The 18108-nt window shown below is 66.0% G+C and carries 18 protein-coding genes; 10 read left to right on the top strand and 8 right to left on the bottom strand.

Features of this window, described 5'->3' with window-relative positions; translation table 11 throughout:
• The first annotated feature begins 54 nt into the window (after nucleotides 1-54).
• Nucleotides 55-645, top strand: coding sequence for an amino acid kinase family protein (locus L0U84_RS32145; protein WP_233856085.1), 591 nt, complete (start codon nucleotides 55-57; stop codon nucleotides 643-645).
• Nucleotides 646-652: 7 nt separating this feature from the next.
• Here L0U84_RS32145 and L0U84_RS32140 read toward each other — a convergent pair whose 3' ends face one another.
• The 3 genes from L0U84_RS32140 to pqqA form a co-directional block, all read right to left on the bottom strand.
• Nucleotides 653-1396, bottom strand: a complete 744-nt coding sequence (locus L0U84_RS32140; RefSeq protein WP_233856084.1) for a (5-formylfuran-3-yl)methyl phosphate synthase — start codon at nucleotides 1394-1396, stop codon at nucleotides 653-655.
• A gap of 24 nt (nucleotides 1397-1420) precedes the next feature.
• Entirely contained in the window at nucleotides 1421-2020 is a 600-nt protein-coding gene (locus L0U84_RS32135; protein ID WP_233856083.1) for a DUF447 domain-containing protein, read from the bottom strand.
• Nucleotides 2021-2125: 105 nt separating this feature from the next.
• Entirely contained in the window at nucleotides 2126-2200 is a 75-nt protein-coding gene (gene pqqA / locus L0U84_RS32130; RefSeq protein ID WP_113062024.1) for a pyrroloquinoline quinone precursor peptide PqqA, read from the bottom strand.
• A 502-nt stretch (nucleotides 2201-2702) separates the two neighbouring features.
• Here pqqA and L0U84_RS32125 point away from each other — a divergent pair.
• The 8 genes from L0U84_RS32125 (at nucleotide 2703) to rpe (ending at nucleotide 11827) form a co-directional block, all read left to right on the top strand.
• Nucleotides 2703-4202 (top strand): form I ribulose bisphosphate carboxylase large subunit, encoded by a 1500-nt coding sequence (locus tag L0U84_RS32125; protein WP_233856082.1) that lies wholly within the window; start codon nucleotides 2703-2705, stop codon nucleotides 4200-4202.
• Between the two features lie 124 nt (nucleotides 4203-4326).
• Nucleotides 4327-4755 carry a ribulose bisphosphate carboxylase small subunit gene (locus L0U84_RS32120; protein WP_233856081.1) on the top strand — a complete coding sequence of 143 codons (429 nt, stop codon included), beginning with the start codon at nucleotides 4327-4329 and terminating at the stop codon, nucleotides 4753-4755.
• 50 nt (nucleotides 4756-4805) lie between these two features.
• Entirely contained in the window at nucleotides 4806-5798 is a 993-nt protein-coding gene (gene cbbX / locus L0U84_RS32115) for a CbbX protein (protein ID WP_233856080.1), read from the top strand.
• A 27-nt stretch (nucleotides 5799-5825) separates the two neighbouring features.
• Nucleotides 5826-6929, top strand: a complete 1104-nt coding sequence (locus L0U84_RS32110) for a class 1 fructose-bisphosphatase (protein ID WP_233856079.1) — start codon at nucleotides 5826-5828, stop codon at nucleotides 6927-6929.
• Between the two features lie 97 nt (nucleotides 6930-7026).
• The gene (locus L0U84_RS32105; RefSeq protein WP_233856078.1) at nucleotides 7027-7899 is read left to right on the top strand and encodes a phosphoribulokinase; all 873 of its coding nucleotides are present in this window, start codon (nucleotides 7027-7029) and stop codon (nucleotides 7897-7899) included.
• A gap of 57 nt (nucleotides 7900-7956) precedes the next feature.
• Nucleotides 7957-10008 (top strand): transketolase, encoded by a 2052-nt coding sequence (gene tkt / locus L0U84_RS32100; RefSeq protein WP_233856077.1) that lies wholly within the window; start codon nucleotides 7957-7959, stop codon nucleotides 10006-10008.
• 51 nt (nucleotides 10009-10059) lie between these two features.
• A complete protein-coding gene (gene fba, locus L0U84_RS32095; protein ID WP_233856076.1) occupies nucleotides 10060-11097 on the top strand; it encodes a class II fructose-bisphosphate aldolase in 1038 nt (345 codons plus the stop codon).
• 22 nt (nucleotides 11098-11119) lie between these two features.
• Nucleotides 11120-11827, top strand: coding sequence for a ribulose-phosphate 3-epimerase (rpe, locus tag L0U84_RS32090; protein ID WP_233856075.1), 708 nt, complete (start codon nucleotides 11120-11122; stop codon nucleotides 11825-11827).
• Between the two features lie 13 nt (nucleotides 11828-11840).
• On the opposite strand, the gene L0U84_RS32085 is transcribed toward rpe, so the two are convergent.
• From L0U84_RS32085 to L0U84_RS32075, 3 genes are read right to left on the bottom strand one after another with little or no spacing between them, the layout of a single operon-like run.
• Nucleotides 11841-13223 (bottom strand): DUF6513 domain-containing protein, encoded by a 1383-nt coding sequence (locus L0U84_RS32085; RefSeq protein WP_233856074.1) that lies wholly within the window; start codon nucleotides 13221-13223, stop codon nucleotides 11841-11843.
• A complete protein-coding gene (locus L0U84_RS32080; RefSeq protein ID WP_233856073.1) occupies nucleotides 13202-13822 on the bottom strand; it encodes a flavoprotein in 621 nt (206 codons plus the stop codon). Before L0U84_RS32080 ends, L0U84_RS32085 begins: the two co-directional genes overlap by 22 nt.
• Complete coding sequence (locus tag L0U84_RS32075; RefSeq protein ID WP_233856072.1) at nucleotides 13819-15882, bottom strand: sigma-54-dependent Fis family transcriptional regulator; 2064 nt, start codon at nucleotides 15880-15882, stop codon at nucleotides 13819-13821. The genes L0U84_RS32080 and L0U84_RS32075 overlap by 4 nt, the downstream gene beginning before the upstream one ends.
• A 393-nt stretch (nucleotides 15883-16275) precedes the next feature.
• On the opposite strand from L0U84_RS32075, the gene L0U84_RS32070 reads away from it, so the two are divergent.
• On the top strand, nucleotides 16276-16779 hold the full coding sequence (locus L0U84_RS32070; RefSeq protein WP_233856071.1) for a dihydroneopterin aldolase: 504 nt from the start codon (nucleotides 16276-16278) through the stop codon (nucleotides 16777-16779).
• Between the two features lie 148 nt (nucleotides 16780-16927).
• Here L0U84_RS32070 and L0U84_RS32065 read toward each other — a convergent pair whose 3' ends face one another.
• Both L0U84_RS32065 and fae read right to left on the bottom strand, forming a co-directional pair.
• Nucleotides 16928-17308 carry a hypothetical protein gene (locus L0U84_RS32065; protein ID WP_233856070.1) on the bottom strand — a complete coding sequence of 127 codons (381 nt, stop codon included), beginning with the start codon at nucleotides 17306-17308 and terminating at the stop codon, nucleotides 16928-16930.
• Nucleotides 17309-17493: 185 nt separating this feature from the next.
• Nucleotides 17494-18003, bottom strand: a complete 510-nt coding sequence (gene fae / locus L0U84_RS32060; protein WP_233856069.1) for a formaldehyde-activating enzyme — start codon at nucleotides 18001-18003, stop codon at nucleotides 17494-17496.
• Nucleotides 18004-18108 lie beyond the last annotated feature (105 nt).

The raw sequence follows: 18108 nt of genomic DNA, 5'->3' as shown, positions 1-18108 counted from the left end.
TTGCGCAACGACGCGACCCGGCCGGGCACTCAACTGGACGCGAGGGCAACAGTCATGTGGGTGGTCAAGATCGGAGGCAGCCTGAGTCACGACCCGGCACTGCGCCACTGGCTCAGCGAGCTATGCGAAGTCGGCGGCGGACGCGTCGTGATCGTGCCCGGCGGCGGCGATTTCGCGGACAAGGTGCGGCAGTACCAGGGCGAATGGAATTTCGACGATCTGGCCGCGCACAACATGTGTCTGCTCGCGATGACGCAATACGCGCTGCTGATGCAGGGCGTCTCGCCCGAACTGGTGATCGCGTCGAGCGAGGCGAAGATTCGCCGCACGTTGCGCGACGGCCATGTCGCCGTATGGGTGCCGACCGCGCTGATGCGCGACACGCCCGACGCGATGAGCAACTGGGACACGACCTCGGACAGCCTCGCCGCCTGGCTATCGACGATGCTCAACGCGGAGCGGCTGGTGGTCGTCAAATCCTGTCCGATCGCCGTCGACGATCCGCTCGAAACGCTGGCCGCGTCGGGGGTGGTCGACCGCAAGTTCGTCGACTACGTGAACGATGCGAACTATGTGGTCGAACTGCTCGACAAGAGCAATGTCGCGCTGATGCGCGACCGTTTGCTGAATATTCCGGTGATGTGAGCGCCGGCTAGAGCCGCGTCGCGCTCGTCGAACCCGGCAACGGCGCGCCGCCATCGACGCGGCTGTCTCCAGCCGGCCGATGCAACGCGGCCGCCCATTGCGCGACGCGCTCGGGATCGAGCCGCGAGCGGCGCCCGTCGGCGCATAGCGCGGTGCGAAAACCGGCCACGTCGGGCGCCAGCGCGCGGATCTGCGGCAGCTGCGCCCAGCCGAGCGAGCCCGCGATGCCCACCATCGCGCCGCGCTGGCGCGCGAGCCGCAACCAGCGCGCGAGCGAGTCGGCGTCGACGTGGTCGAACAGCGTGCCGCCGTCCTTGCTCGCGGTATCGAACATCAGGCCCGCAAAGCCGAGCGTCGCGGTATGGCTGACCAGCTCGTCGTCCATGCCGCCGTCGCACAGCAGCACCGGCACGACGGTGGCCGGCAGACTCGCGAGCTGCTCGATGCAGCGGCGCGCGGCCGGTCCGCGCGCGACGCCGACCTTCACGTAGTCGACGCCGGCGTCGCTGACGTCGATCACGCGCGCGGCGATCTCGTCGAACGCATCGGCCGGCACGTCGCCGATCGCCGCGCTGATCGGCTTGACCGGGTAGCGCGCGCGCAGCTGTCGCGCGATGTTCGTGATGGCGCCGATCGGCAGGCTGCCGAGCGCGCCGTCGTTCGGTTCCTTCAGGTCGATCAGCTCGGCGCCGGCGCGTGCGGCGTCGAATGCTTCGTCATCCGAGCGGACGCTCGCGAGCAATGCGGTCATCGGGGTTCTCCGCGGCAAACGGGTTTATTGATGGACGGACGTGGCGGCGTGATCGGCCGCTCCTTCCAGACTCGCGCGGTAGCGCGCGATCGCGGCGACGAGCCAGTCCCATGCGGTGCGCTCGTTGTCGCCGGCGGTTTTGTCGATCGCGATCTGCAAATACGCCATTTCACGATCGACCTTGTCGGCCGGCAGCATGAAGAGCCGGCTCACCAGAATCGCGCCTTCCACGACCGCCGACTGGGCGCGGTTGAAGCCCAGGAACGGCGCGTGGTTTTCGCGGTGCACGCATTTCATCACCAGCACGGGGCGCTCGGCGTGGTCGCGCAGCTCGTCGAGTTCGAGCTCGGCATGGGCCAGCGATTCGGTCAGACGCACGCTCGCGACGCGGCACGCGGCCACGGTCGGCCAATCGGTCGCGCAGTGGGTGACACAGCCCGCGAAGATGCGCACGTCGGTGGTGAAATTCAGCACGGCCGCGCGCGTCGCCACGATGTTATCGAGCGTGACCGACGGACGGAAAGGCGAAAGGATGATGCGCTCGCCCTCGTAGCGCGCACCCATCGGCGCGATATGAGGACGGCCATCGCACGCTGCCGTGGTGACGATCGTTTCGTGGATCATGGTTGGGAACGTGTGTCCCGACAGCGCCGGAAGGCCGGCCGTCAGCAGAGGTCAAACACAAACGGGAACCGCAAAGGGGCCGCGGCGTGCGGCCCGATTGCGGGCTTAACGCGTAGCGACATACATCACGATTTCAAAACCGAGGCGTACGTCGGTGTAGCTCGGAGTCGTCCATTGCATACGTGCTTCCTCCTTCGGTTGAAACTGCGGTTGGAACTGCGGTTCGAACTGCTCTGAGCCGCCGGCCCGGCGAAATTTCATGCCCGGTGTCGACGGCAGCCCGCATCACGCAATCTCCATGCCTGTGCGTGTGCCGGCCGGCCAGGCGGGCGTGCATTCGAGAGCTAATACAGCGCTCAGCGAATTGCGCCACGCCATGGCGCTCGCGCGGGTTGCCAGACGCAAGCGGCCGCGCGGTGTGGCGAAAACGAAGCAAAGTGTTCCATCGCGTTTTCGCTGATCCGATTGCGCTGTCACGCCGTGCCCGCCTCACTCACCGACCCATTCTGCTCCCATTGCCGTTTCATGGCGTGAAAAAGAAACTAACGATGTGATAGCGATAATCGATCCGTTAAGTCTGCCAAATAAAATCGTGAATTCACCTTGGGCGTGTCCGTGCCTACAGTGCAACTCAAGCGCTTCGTTCTTCCGGCAGTGCGCTTGCCACCTTCGAGGACACGTCATGAACGATTTCAGTCAACCGCCGATCCAGCCCGAACGTCAAGCGCGCGATCCGCACAATCCGCGCGAGCGGTACGCGGCAGGCGTGATGAAATACCGCGAGATGGGTTACTGGCAACCGGATTACGAACCGAAAGAGACCGACGTGATCGCGCTCTTTCGCATCACGCCGCAACCCGGTGTCGAACCCGAGGAAGCGGCGGCCGCGGTAGCTGGCGAATCGTCGACCGCGACGTGGACGGTGGTGTGGACCGACCGCTTGACCGCCTGCGACATGTATCGCGCGAAGGCGTACCGCGTCGAGCCGGTGCCGGTGTCGCGCGCCGACGAGCCGCAGTACTTCGCGTATATCGCTTACGAGCTCGATCTGTTCGAAGAGGGCTCGGTCGCGAACCTGACCGCGTCGATCATCGGCAACGTGTTCGGCTTCAAGCCGCTAAAAGCACTGCGGCTCGAAGACATGCGCATTCCCGTCGCCTATCTGAAGACCTTCCAGGGGCCGCCGACCGGCATCGTCGTCGAGCGCGAACGGCTCGACAAATATGGGCGGCCGCTGCTCGGCGCGACCGTGAAGCCGAAGCTCGGTCTGTCGGGCAAGAACTATGGACGGGTGGTCTACGAAGGCCTGCGCGGCGGCCTCGATTTCCTGAAGGACGACGAGAACATCAACTCGCAGGCGTTCATGCATTGGCGCGACCGCTTCCTGTTCGCGATGGAAGCGGTGAGCCGCGCGCAGGCCGAAACCGGCGAGGTGAAAGGTCACTACATGAACGTGACGGCCGGCACGATGGAGGACATGTACGAGCGCGCCGAATTCGCGAAGGAGCTCGGCTCGTGCATCGTGATGATCGACCTCGTGATCGGCTGGACCGCGATCCAGTCGATGTCGCGCTGGGCCCGCAAGCACGACATGATCCTGCACCTGCATCGCGCGGGGCACGGCACGTACACGCGGCAACGCAATCACGGCATCTCATTTCGCGTGATCGCCAAATGGCTGCGCATGGCGGGCGTCGATCATGCGCATGCGGGCACCGCGGTCGGCAAGCTCGAAGGCGATCCGCTGTCGGTGCAGGGCTACTACAACGTGTGCCGCGACGCGCACAACGCGGTCGACCTGTCGCGCGGCCTGTTCTTCGATCAACCGTGGGCCGGCTTGCGCAAGGTGATGCCGGTCGCCTCGGGCGGGATTCACGCGGGACAGATGCATCAGCTGCTCGACCTGTTCGGCGACGACGCGATCCTGCAGTTCGGCGGCGGCACGATCGGCCATCCGGCCGGCATCCAGGCCGGCGCCACCGCGAACCGCGTCGCGCTCGAAGCGATGGTCAAAGCGCGCAACGAGGGCCGCGACATTCTGCAGGAAGGGCCCGACGTGCTCGAAGCCGCCGCGCGCTGGTGCACGCCGCTCAAGCAGGCGCTCGACACGTGGCGCGACGTGACCTTCAACTACGCGTCGACCGATACGCCCGATTTCGCCGCCACGCCGACGGCGGCCTAGCCGTCAACTGAACCGGGCTTTTCCCGCGAGCGCTTCACGAGCGCATCCGCAACGCGGTGCCACGGCACCGCGCGGGGCATCGTTGACGCCGTTCTGAACGCGACATCAATCAACGAGGTTCGTCATGCGTATCACTCAAGGAACGTTTTCATTTCTGCCCGAGCTGACCGACGAGGAAATCGGCCTGCAGATCGACTACGCGCTGCGCCAGGGCTGGGCCTGTTCGGTCGAATTCACCGACGACCCGCATCCGCGCAACACGTACTGGGAAATGTGGGGCCTGCCGATGTTCGACCTGCACGACGCCGCTGGCGTATTGCAGGAGGTCAGGGCTTGCCGCGAGGCGCGGCCGCAGCACTACATCAAGGTCAATGCGTTCGATTCGGTGCGCACCTTCGAGACGATGCGCCTGTCGTTCATCGTCAACCGGCCGGACGTGGAGCCGGGCTTCCGGCTGCTGCGCCAGGACGCGCGGGGGCGCACGCAGCGCTACAGCATGACGGGCTATGCGAGCGAGCAGCCGGCGGGCGAGCGTTATGGCGCGTCGGGCTGACCCGCCGATCACGCAATCAGGCACACGACAACCGGCAGCAAGGAGGAACAATGACAGACGCCGCCATCGTGGACGCACTCCCCGCGTCCATCGCGCACAGCGAGGCCGCCGCGCCCCACATCGACCTCGCGGCGCTGTACCGCGACTCGGGCATCGGCGACGTGCTCGGCGAACTCGATCGCGACCTGGTCGGGCTCGCGCCCGTTAAGACGCGCATTCGCGAGGTCGCCGCGCATCTGCTGGTTGAACGTGCGCGGGCTTCGCTGGGTATCGCGGGCGGCGCGCCGACCTTGCACATGTGTTTTTCCGGCAACCCCGGCACCGGCAAGACGACGGTCGCGCTGCGCATGGCCGAGGTGCTGCACCGGCTCGGCTACATCCGCCGCAATCATCTGGTGTCGGTCACGCGCGACGATCTGGTCGGCCAGTACATCGGTCACACCGCGCCGAAAACGCGCGACGTGCTCAAGCGCGCGATGGGCGGCGTGCTGTTCATCGACGAAGCGTACTACCTGTATCGCCCGGAGAACGAGCGCGACTACGGGCAGGAAGCGATCGAGATCCTGCTGCAGACGATGGAGAACCAGCGCAGCGACCTGGTCGTGATTCTGGCCGGTTACGCGTCGCGGATGGAAGTGTTCTTCGAGAGCAATCCGGGTTTCCGCTCGCGCATCGCGCATCACATCACGTTTCCCGATTACGAGGAAACCGAACTGCTCGAAATCGCCGAGCGCATGCTCGGCACCATGCACTACCGCTTCGATGCCGCGTCGCGCCGCGCGTTCGCCGACTATCTCGCGCGCCGCATCCGTCAACCGAATTTCGCCAACGCGCGCTCGGTGCGCAATGCGCTCGATCGCGCGCGGCTACGCCAGGCGAATCGCCTGTTCGCGAGCGCCTTGCAAGGCGGCGAGCCGATCGACGCCGCCACGCTGACGCTGATCGACGCCGCCGACGTGCGCGCGAGCCGCGTGTTCGACGAGCCGCCGCCGTCCTCGTCATTGCCTTCCACCGCGCGCGCCGTCACGGCGCCGCCGGGCTGAATCACGACACCATCCAGGGAGAACGCCATGCAGGACGGACGCACGACACTTTCGAAGTTCCTGATCGACACGCTCGATCGCCCGCCGTGTACGGAAAGCACGCGGGACACGGCAGGACTCTCCGCGCTGCTGATCGACGTGGCGGCCGCCATCAAATCGATCTCGGCGATGCTGACCAAGGGTGCGCTCGGCGGCAACTACGGCTCCGCGCAAACCGTCAACACGCATGGCGAGGAGCAGAAGAAGCTCGACGTCTCGACCAACGACATCTTCCTGCAGCAATGCGAGTGGGATGGCTTGCTGGCCGCGATGGTGTCCGAGGAAATGGAGCACGTGTACGCGATTCCGCCGGACTATCCGCGCGGCGAGTATCTGCTTGCGTTCGATCCGCTCGACGGCTCGTCGAATATCGACATCAACGGCGTGGTCGGCTCGATCTTCTCGGTGCTGCGCACGCGCGATCCGAAGGAGGATGCGACGAGCGAAGCCGCGTTCCTGCGGCCCGGCTGCGAACAGCTCGCGGCCGGCTACGCCGTGTATGGACCGTCGACGATGCTGGTGCTGTCGGTCGGCAACGGCACGCACGGTTTCACGCTCGAGCGCGATATCGGCAACTTCGTGCTCACGCACTCGAACATCCGGATTCCGGAGGAAACCGGCGAGTTCGCGATCAACGCATCGAACGAACGCTTCTGGGAGCCGCCCGTGCGCCGCTACGTGCAGGAATGCAAGGACGGCCGCAGCGGTTGCCGCGCGCGCGACTTCAACATGCGCTGGATCGCGTCGATGGTCGCGGAAGTGCATCGCATCCTGATGCGCGGCGGCGTTTTCATGTACCCGCGCGATTCGAAAACGCCGGCGATGGAAGGGCGCTTACGCCTGCTCTACGAAGCGAACCCGATGAGCTTTCTGGTCGAGCAGGCGGGTGGCCTCGCGATCACCGGCCGCGAGCGCATTCTCGACGTCGCGCCGCGCGCGCTGCATGGCCGCGTGCCGGTGATTCTCGGCTCGAAGAACGAGGTCGAGCGCATTGCGCGCTATCACGGCGAATACGATCGCGGCGAGGACAAACCGTTCACGTCGCCGCTGTTCGGCACGCGCTCGCTGTTCCTGCCGGATTTCACGGCGTGATGAGCGACTGACCGCAGGTGCGTACGGCGCAAGGCGTGCGACGCCCGGCGTGTGCGACGCCCGGCACGAAGAACACAGTCATCCGGAGACAAACGCAATGTCAGTCAAACATCCGATCATCGCGGTGACCGGCTCGAGCGGCGCGGGCACCACCACCGTCATGAAGAGCTTCATGCATATCTTCAGACGCGAGCACATCAATGCGCAGATCGTCGAAGGCGACGCGTTCCATCGCTACGACCGCAACGGCATGCGCGCGGCGATGCAGGAGCGCGAACGCGACGGCGTGCCGAATTTCAGCCACTTCGGGCCGGAAGCGAACCTGCTCGAAGAACTCGAAACGCTGTTCACGCGTTACGGCGAAAACGGCAGCGGGCAGTTTCGCCACTACGTGCACGACGCGGCCGAAGAGCTGCTCTACAAGCAGGACGGTGGCACCTTCACGCCGTGGGAGGAGGTCGAGTCCGGCACCGACCTGATGTTCTACGAAGGGCTGCACGGCGCGGCGGTGACCGACAAGGTCGATATCGCGCGGCATGCGGATCTGCTGATTGGTGTCGTGCCGATCATCAACCTCGAGTGGATCCAGAAGCTGCACCGCGATCAGACGATGCGCGGCTATACGCACGAAGCGGTGGTCGACACGATCCTGCGGCGCATGCCCGACTACGTGAACTACATCTGCCCGCAGTTCTCGCGCACGCATGTGAATTTCCAGCGCGTGCCGACCGTGGACACGTCGAATCCGTTCACCGCCCGCGAGATTCCGCAGCCCGACGAAAGCTTCGTCGTGATCCGCTTCGCGCGGCCGAAGGGCATCGACTTCCAGTATCTGCTGACGATGCTGCACGACTCGTTCATGTCGCGCCCGAACGTGATCGTCGTGCCGGGCGGCAAAATGGGACTCGCGATGCAGTTGATCTTCACGCCGATGATCCTGCAACTGATCGACCGCCGCTCGCGCGCCTGACGTTTTTACGAAGCGCACCCGGCGCATGCCGGGGCTTATTTCGCAAGGAGAGATTCGATGAGTGCAGTCGCGCAACCGCTTGACGCACCCGCCACGCGCTCGATGGCCGACGCGCTGCGCATGCTCGCGATCGATGCGGTGGAAGCCGCGAAGTCGGGACATCCGGGCATGCCGCTCGGCATGGCCGAGATCGCGGTCGCGTTGTGGGACCGGCATCTGAAGCACAACCCGCGCAATCCCGCGTGGCCCGACCGCGACCGTTTCGTGCTGTCGAACGGACATGGTTCGATGCTGCTGTACGGACTGTTGCATCTGACGGGCTACGACTTGGCCGTCGACGAATTGAAGCGCTTTCGCCAGTTGCACAGCAAAACGCCGGGGCATCCTGAAGTGGGCGTCACACCAGGTGTTGAAACGACCACCGGGCCGCTCGGCCAGGGGCTGGCGAACGGCGTCGGCATGGCGCTCGCCGAGGCATTGCTCGCGCGCGAGTTCAATCGGCCCGGGCATCGGATCGTCGATCACCGCACCTACGTGTTCGTCGGCGACGGCTGCCTGATGGAGGGCATCTCGCACGAAGCGGCGTCGCTCGCGGGCACGCTGAAGCTCGACAAGCTGACGGTGCTGTACGACGACAACGGCATCTCGATCGACGGCCACGTCGCGCAATGGTTCGCCGACGACACGCCCGCGCGCTTCGTGGCCTACGGCTGGCATGTGGTGCGCGAGGTGGACGGCCACGACGTCGACGCGGTCGATCGTGCGTTGCACGCGGCGCGCGCCACCGGCCGGCCGACGCTGATCTGCTGCCGCACGGTGATCGGCCAGGGCGCGCCGTCGAAGGCAGGCACGCACGACGTGCATGGCGCACCGCTCGGCGCCGATGAGGTGGAACGCACACGCCGCGCTCTCGGCTGGCCGCATCCGCCGTTCGAGATTCCCGACGAAATCCGCGCGAGCTTCGACGCGAGCGAGCGCGGTGCCGCCGCCGAAGCCGAGTGGCGCGAGCGTTTCGATGTGTATCGTCAGCACTATCCGATGGAGGCCGCCGAATTCGAACGCCGCGTGCAGGGCAGCCTGCCCGGGCATTGGCACGACACGGTTCGCGCGCTGCTGCGTGCGGCCGACTGCGCGGCCGAATCGATCGCGACGCGCAAGGCTTCGCAAAAGGCGATCGCCGCGCTCGCGCGCAGTCTGCCGGAACTGCTCGGCGGCTCGGCCGACCTGACCGGTTCGAACCTGACGGACTGGCCGGGCGCGCTCGACGTGCGCAGCGATGAAAACTCACTACGCGGCGGCAACTACGTGCACTACGGCGTGCGCGAGTTCGGCATGAGCGCGGTGATGAACGGCATCGCGCTGCATCGCGGCTACCTGCCGTTCGGCGGCACGTTCCTGACGTTCTCCGACTATGCGCGCAACGCGCTGCGCATGGCCGCGCTGATGAAGACGCGCTCGATCTTCGTGTTCACGCACGACTCGATCGGCCTCGGCGAAGACGGACCCACGCATCAGGCGGTCGAGCACGCGGCGAGCCTCAGGCTGATTCCGGGGCTCGACGTCTGGCGTCCGTGCGACACCGTCGAGACCGCGCAGGCGTGGGTCGGCGCGGTCGAACGGGATGGGCCGTCGTGTCTGTTGCTGAGCCGGCAGAACCTGCGCTTCGTCACGCGAACCGCGGAGCAGATCGCCGCGATCGCGCGTGGCGCGTATGTGTTGCGCGACTGGCCAGAGGAAGACGGGCAGCTGCAACCGGCGCGTGTCGTTCTGATCGCCACCGGCTCGGAAGTTTCTCTTGCTCTCGATGCAATCGCGCCGCTCGCAGCCGTCGGCATCGCCGCGCGCGTCGTGTCGATGCCATCCACCACGACGTTCGACCAGCAACCGCGCGCGTGGCGCGACGCCGTGCTGCCGCCGGGTGTGCCGCGCGTCGCGATCGAGGCGGGCGTGCGCGCGTTCTGGCGGCAATACGTCGGGCTCGACGGCGGCGTCGTCGGCATCGATACGTTCGGCGAATCGGCCCCGGCCGCCGCGTTGTTCGAGCATTTCAGGCTGAACGCGCAGGCGGTGATCGACGAAGCGCGCCGTGTGCTCGACCGGGCGCGTTGAGCGCGGCCGCCCGAGCCTGAGGAGATTTCATTTCATATCGAGGAGCACGCAATGGCCTTCATCACCCTGCGGCAACTGCTGGATCACGCGGCCGAACACGACTACGGCGTGCCCGCGTTCAACGTCAACAACATGGAGCAGATTCACGCGATCATGCGCGCGGCCGAGGCCACGGATAGCCCGGTAATCCTGCAGGCGTCGGCCGGTGCGCGCAAGTACGCGGGCGAGCCGTACCTGCGTCATCTGGTGCTCGCCGCGCTCGAAGCGCACCCGGACATTCCGCTCGTGCTGCATCAGGACCACGGCGCGAGCCCCGCGGTGTGTCAGCAGGCGATCCGCTCGGGCTTCACGTCGGTGATGATGGACGGCTCGCTGCTGCCCGACCAGAAAACCCCCGCCGCCTACGACTACAACGTCGACGTGAGCCGGCGCGTGGTGGACGCCGCGCATGCGGTCGGCGTGTCGGTGGAGGGCGAACTGGGCTGTCTCGGCTCGCTCGAAACCGGCACCGCGGGTGAAGAGGACGGCGTCGGCGCAGCAGGCAAGCTGACGCGCGAGCACCTGCTGACCGACCCGGACGAAGCGCGGCGCTTCGTCGACGCGACTGGCGTCGATGCGCTCGCGATCGCGATCGGCACTTCGCACGGCGCGTACAAGTTCAGCCGCGAGCCGACCGGCGACATCCTCGCGATCGACCGGATCGCCGACATCCATGCGCGGATTCCGAATACGCATCTGGTGATGCACGGCTCGTCGTCGGTGCCGCAGGAATGGCTCGCGGTGATCCGCGAGTACGGCGGCGAGATTCCGACCACCTACGGCGTGCCCGTCGACGAAATCCGCCGCGGCATCGCGCACGGCGTGCGCAAGGTCAATATCGACACCGACATCCGTCTCGCGATGAGCGGTGCGATGCGCAGGTCGCTCGCCAACGCGCGCTCGGAGTTCGATCCGCGCGCGGCACTGAAGGCCGCCACGGCGGCGGCGAGCGCGATCTGCGTCGAGCGCTTCGAGGCGTTCGGTTGCGCGGGGCAGGCGGCGCGCATAAAGCCGCTGCCGCTCGACACGATGGCGACCCGCTACCACTAACGCCACTGGCACGGAGAACGCAATGCGCGAATTCCTGATTGCTCCGTCGCTGCTGTCGGCGGATTTTGCCCGGCTCGCCGACGAGATTCGCGACGTGACGGCGGCCGGCGCGGACTGGATTCATCTCGATGTGATGGACAACCACTACGTGCCGAACCTGACGGTCGGCCCGCTCGTGTGCTCGGCGATCCGGCCGTACACGTCGCTGCCGTTCGACGTGCATCTGATGACCACGCCGGTCGATCCGCTGGTGTCGGGGTTTGCCGAGGCCGGCGCGAACCTGATCAGTTTTCATCCGGAGGCGACGCTGCACGTGCATCGGACCATCGAGCTGATCCGCTCGCACGGCGCGCGCGCGGGGCTCGCGCTGAATCCGGCCACGCCGCTCGCGGTGCTCGATCACGTGCTGGAGATGCTCGATGTCGTGCTGGTGATGTCGGTGAATCCGGGCTTCGGCGGCCAGGCGTTCATCGGCGAAACGCTCGACAAGCTGCGGCTCTTGCGCGAGCGCGTCGACACGACGATGCAGCGCACCGGGCGGCCGTTGCTGATCGAAGTGGACGGCGGCGTGAAGGCGTCGAACATCGCGCGGATCGCGGAGGCGGGCGCGGACGTGTTCGTTGCCGGGTCGGCCGTATTCGGCGCGAGCGATCGCGCGCAGGCGATTCGCGGCATGCGTGACCAACTGGCTACGGTCGACGAGCACGCACAGGTAGCCGCCATGCACTGACGGCGCTGCGCTTTCAGCGCTTCTTCATCGTCTCGCCCGGCGCACACCACGCGCTCAAATCTTCTTCCGGCCGGTCGACCGCGCAGCCCCAGTCGAGCGGCTGGTCCTGATCGAAGCGCTTGCCGAGCCGCCATGCGATCTCGGCGCGTGCAAGTTGCACGCCCATATAGAACGCGTGGCCGCCGTCGGTTTCGAGATTCAACTGCGGGTACAGCGCGAACGGATCGTCGCCGCGTCGATGGCCGTCGCGGTTGTACACGTGAATGCCGTCGGCGCTGATCTGCACGCGGAAATTCGGATCGCGCACGCCGCGCGCGAATTCGTCGATTTCCTCGGCGCTGTACGGAAACGGGCGTTTCGCGTGGACCGTCGCGAGTTCGCTGCTGATGCCCTTCGGCAGCACCTGCGCATCGCGCGCGGCATGCATCACGCGGCGCGCGACATCGGCTTCGCGCAGCGCGCGCCGCGCATGCAGACTCACCGACGTCGTCAGCACCGCGCTTACGCGCAATTCGGCCGCCATGCCGAGCAGCACCGCGTTGATGCCGCTCGTGTCGGCCTCGGTCAATTCGGTTACGTTGCCGATGCCCATCATGATCGCGATGTCCGGATAGCGCTCGCGCAAACGCACATAGCGCGCAATCGACGCGGCCAGCCCGAACGGAATCGGGTCGAGAATCGGATCGGCGAGAAACGCGCGGCCGCGTGCTGTCAGCGCTTCAATCGCGCTGTCGAGCGAGGCTGCGTCGGCTGGTTCGCGCGCGACGAGGATCGGCGTCGCTGGCACTTCATCGGCGATCCACAGCGTGTCGAGGTTCAGGCTCATCAGATAGTCGGCGCCCGCGCGGCCGCCGCGCAGCAACTCGTCGTCGCGCATCGAATCGACGCTGACGCGATAGCCTTCGGCCTTCAGCCGTCGCACCGCGTCTTCGAGATGCGCAAACGGCGTGTCCGGCAGACAGCCTATGTCGATCACGTCCGCGCCCTGGGCCGCGTACTCGCGCGCCCTTGCGGCGATGCCGTCGAGGTCGAGCCGCGGCGCGTCGACGATCTCCGCGAAAATCTCGGTGTCGTAGCGGCTCAGATCGAGTGGCTTCGCTTTGCGCCCGAAAAACTGCGGCAAGTCCTTGACCTCCTCGGGCCCGCGTTCGAACGGCACGCCGTAGTGCGCGCTCAGCGCGTCGAGATCGCCGCGGCAGCGGCCCGGCACGATCACGCGCTGCGCGGCGAGCGGCGCGCTCACGCGACGCTGGATCAGCTCGGCGGTCATCAACGCGGCGACCTGCAGGCCGATTTCGCGTACCTCCCAGCTGAACGGCGTCGGCGCCATGCCGTCGAGCACGCGCCGCAGGCTCGGTTCGGCAAGCCGGCCGGTCAGGAAGAGGAGGTGGTCCATGCGAGAGCGAGGGTCGCGAGGCGTTGGGCGAGCGCCGCTTCGAGTTCGTCGAGCGAGCGCACGAGCGTCGTGTATTCGAAGCGCGCCAGACGCTCGACGTTATCGAGTTCGATCGCCCTTGGCCGCAGTTCGACCCATTCGTCCGGGCTATGCGTGATCACGCTCGGTTCGGTGTCGCATGCAAAGACGATGCCGGGGATGCATTGCTTGCCGGCCTGCGCGTACATGTTGGTCGGCAGCGTATCGGAGATGCCGTACGCGCATTTGGCGACCGTGTTGCTGGTGGCGGGCGCGATCACGACCGTGTGATAGACGCCGTGATACAGCATGCCGACCGGCACGCCGCTCGCGCTGTTGTCGCGCAGCACGCGAAACTGTTCGCGCAGCTTGTCGAGCGACCAGCCATAGAGCGGCAGCACTTCCTCGGCAGCCGCGGACAGAAACAGATCGACGCGCGGCAAGCGCCGCGCGAGCGCGATCGATTCTTCGAGCATGTGACCAGAGCCGGTCACGCACCACGCGAAGCGCGCATCCGGCTTGAAGTCGGCGAGATCGCGGGCGGCTTGGTGCGCTGACTCGTTGGGGGACGACTGGGTCATGCGTCGAGATCGAGCGGCATGCCGTCCGGCGGCGAGCCTTCGTGCGACAGCCGGATGTGCAGCCGGCGCATCTTGCGGTACAGCGTGTTGCGGCTGATGCCGAGCGCTTTCGCGACGTTGCTGACGTTCCAGCGATGCTCGTCGAGCAGCGACAGCACCGTGTCGCGCTCGTTCAGCTGGATCGCGTTCAGCGAAGAAATGTCGGCCTCGTCGGCGAGATGCGCGTCCATGTCCGCGTTCGCAAGGCGCAGCGCGGTCGGCATGTCGACTGCCGAGGTGCGTTGCGTGACCTCGGGCGGCAGATGCTCGCAGCGGATCGGCTCACCGTCGGACAGCGCGATGGCCATCTGCAACACGTGACGCAGCTGACGGATGTTGCCGGGCCACGCATAGGTGAGCAGCGCGTGTTCGGCTTCCGGCGTCAGATCGGGCGGATCGTCGGTTTCGTTGGCGAGCAGATGATGGATCAGCGGCAGCTTGTCGACGCGCTCGCGCAGCGCCGGCAGATTCAGCTCGACACCTTTGAGCCGGTAGTACAGGTCCTCGCGGAACTGGCCGCTCTGCACGAGTTCGAGCAGATTGCGGTGGCTCGCGCTGATCAGCTGGAAATTGACCTTGACGGTGGTCTCGGCGCCGAGCGGCGTGACCTCGTGTTCCTCGATCACGCGCAGCAGGCGCGCCTGCAGCACGAGCGGCATGTCGCCGATCTCGTCGAGAAACAGCGTGCCGCCGTTGGCCTGCACGATCTTGCCGCGCCGTCCTTCGCGCTGCGCACCGGTAAACGCGCCCGCGCGATAGCCGAACAGCTCGCTCTCGATCAGGTTCTCCGGCAGCGACGCGCAGTTGACCGGCACGAACGGACCATCGGCGTGCGGGCTGATGCTATGCAGCGCCTGCGCGAAGACTTCCTTGCCGGTGCCGGTCTGGCCGCGTAGCACGATTGGAATCTTGCGCTGGATCACGCGCGCCGCCAGTTGGATCTGCGAGGCCATGCGCGGGTCGCCGAATTCGAGGTGGGCGATCTCGTCGAGCTTCGGCACCGGCGCGTGCTTCTCTTGTTTCTCGTGTTTTTCGGGGGTGTCGCCGCGCAGGGCGGAGCCGCTGACGAGCACGCGCGTCACGCGCCCGGTCGCGTTCTGCGGCGTCTGCGCGACGAGGAAAAAGCGGTTCGTCGCATTCGCGCTGTAGACGGTGACCGGATGGAACGAGCCGCGAATGCTACGCGCGATCATGTCTTCGAGCGACGCGTTGAACGCTTCTTCGATGCGCCGGCCGCGCAGCTCGCTCAACGAGCGGAAGCCGAGCTGGAACAGCGCGCTGCGATTCGCGGCGAGCACGGTGCTGTCGTCGCCGACCGCGAGCTTGCCGCCGTGCAGCGTGCCGACGAATTCCGGGCGGCTGTGGAAATGGATCATGTGGGCGTGCCGGTAGCGCGCATCGAGCAACCGGTTCTCGATCATCTGCCGCGACATGCCGACGAGCACCAGCGAGTGCTGCTGCAGCAGCTTCGAGCGGCTCGTGACGTCGAGCACGCCGGCGATTTCGCCGCCGTCGTCGAAGATCGGCGCGGCCGAGCAGGTGAGCGACGTATAGCGCGGATAGAAATGCTCGTGCTGACAGACGGCGATGCAGTCGCGCTCCGCGAGACAGGTGCCCATGCCGTTGGTGCCGGCTTCGCGTTCGCTCCACAGCGCGCCGACGCGAAAGCCGTCGCCGGCGACCGCCTCGGCGAACGGCACGGACGACACCTGATGCACGATCACGCCGCCCGAATCGACGAGCACGACCGCGAGTTCGGGGTCGGCCAGTTGCTGATAGAGCGTGGTCATCTCGAGCTTCGAACACGCGATCAGATCGCCGAGCGCCTCACGGCGGGCGCTGAGTTCGTACTCGGTCAGAACCGGTGGTGGGACGAAACGCCCGGGATCCAGCTGGAATTCGTTGATGCAGCGCGTCCACGATTGAGCGACGCATTCGCTTGTCGGCCGCGTGGTCAACTGATGGTTGACGACGTTCAGAACTTCCCGGACGTGCGTATTGCTGTCAGCGAGCAACGACATGGGATTTGTCTCCGTTGCGTCATTTCGGAAGCGTGACTGCTTCGCACGCCGCGAATGCCGCTTTATCAAGCCTGTCTGCCCTTGGTGCGGCGTAATCTCGGTTCGCCTGCGCCCACGCGACCGGCCCTGCTACCAGGCGGGTATTTAAAACTGTACGCCCGATGCCAGATTGGTTCAACAGAAAGTCACACGGGTTTACCTCACCGTGCCCGAAATTTGCTTTTCTCGATGCGCGATGCGTTAAACGGTTTGCATGTTGCATGCCTGTGGCAGCTTCGGCACAGAGTGTGCCGCGGGTCGTTCAGTTCTACTGTTCTACTGTTCTACTGTTCTATTGTTCCGCTCTTCATCACAGGTTATTCAATCTTGGGCCGCGCCGCGGCGGAGACCATCATGGATCGAATCGATACTGTTCGCCTTGCCGCATTTTCCAGCCTCGGCGCCAATTCCTCGGATACCGGCGGACTGCCCGAGCGCCTCGACATCGTATTCATCGAGAACTTCATCGGCCAGACGGTCATCGGTATCGATAGCAGCGAGATGCATGTTGCGCAACCGGTGCGTGTGAATCTGGCCATCGGCGTGCCCGCGATCCGCGCGTGCACGACGGACCGAATCGAAGATACGGTCAACTACGCGGCCGTGCGCGAGGCGCTGCTCGCGCTATTCGCATCGCATCGCGTGCGGCTGCTGGAGGCACTCGCCGAGACGATCGCGCAACTGCTGATCGCCGACTTCGGCGCGCACTGGGTGCGCGTGTCGCTCGCGAAGCCGGCCAAATTCGCCGATCTTGCGGCCGTCGGCGTGCAGATCGAGCGGCGTCGCGGCGATGGCTCGGCGGCCGCCGTGGGCCTCGCGCGTTACGCGTCGCTGGGCGAGGGGCTGGTGCCGAATTGAGGGGGGCGCCTAGCCGGGGGCGCCTAGCTGGGCACGCCTAGTGGGGGGCGCCTAGCCGGGCAGCCTAGTGGGGCACGCCCAGCCGAGCACGTCTAGCGGGAAGCGCCGCCCCGGCCGCGCCGCACACCCGGCGCGTTTCAGACAACGGTCATTTCGCCACGGTCGAGGTTTTCTGCGGACCTAGTCCGCACGCCTGATACGCGCTCGTTTGCAGCGTGCGGAACCGCTTGGTTTCCGCCTTCGCGTGATCAACGCGGAATTCCGCGCCGCCTTCGCCGCCTAGCGTCGCGTACTTCGAGAAGGTCGACTGGTCGACGAACTCGTCGTACGGCAACGATGCGGCCATCTTGTCGATCACGCACGAACACTTGTAGACGTTCGCGAAATCGTGGCCGTTATCGTCCATGCAACTGAGCACGTATTCGACGCGGCCTTCGGTCGGATAGTTGTAGCCGCCGTCCGCCCACGCGAGCGGCGCGGCGAGCACGAGCGAGGTAAAGGCGAGAAGCGCGCGACATCTGTTGTTCATTGAATGCCTCTGCGAGAGCATTGAACCTGCTTCACGAACCGCTATTCGAGGTGCATGCCTTGCGGCCGCGAGGCGACGGGATGCGCGAGGAGGCGGGGCCGGCCATGACGCCGCGAATCGCATGGCGATAAGCATCGCGGACGACACCGCTGAGGGCGCCGCGTCTCCTGCGCTGGCACGCGCCGTCAGTTCGGAGCGAACGGATGCGCGACGGTGCCTTTCTTCGATACTACTTCAGCCGCGCTCGGTTCGCCGCTGACCGCGCGCTTGAGCGCCTCGCGGGTCGCCTGATAGTTGAACTGCTGGATCTTCTTGTCGTCCTCGGCCTGCCAGTGGATGAAGACGCCGACGCAGACGAACAGATCGTCGGCCTCGTCTGCGGGAATCGTGCCGTCCTCGACGCTGTCGGCCACCGCGAGCGCGACCGCGTGCTGCGCCGGGCCGAACATCTGCACCGCCTGCTTGGCGCCTTTGATCGTCACCTTGTTGAACAGGATCGTATTGGGCTTCGTGATGAGATTGGGCGCGACGACGGCGAGTAGCGAAGTGAAGCCGTCCTTGTTGTTGGTGAGGGCGTTGCAGAACGCGGTCTCCGCAGCCGAACCTCGCGGTCCGATCAGCAAGTCGATGTGCGCGACCTCGTTGCCGTCGCCGACGAGCGACTCACCGATCATGACGCGGTTGATCTTGGCCATTCTGTTCCTCCAATGAGTAGGTATGGACCTGCTGACGAGGCGCCGCCCGCGATCGTCCAGACAAGCATCGCGAGAGCGGTGCGGATGCACGGCGGTACTAACTAA

It is taken from the genome of Paraburkholderia sp. HD33-4 (assembly GCF_021390635.1).
Lineage (GTDB): Bacteria > Pseudomonadota > Gammaproteobacteria > Burkholderiales > Burkholderiaceae > Paraburkholderia.
This window is presented reverse-complemented; position numbering and strand designations above follow the sequence as displayed.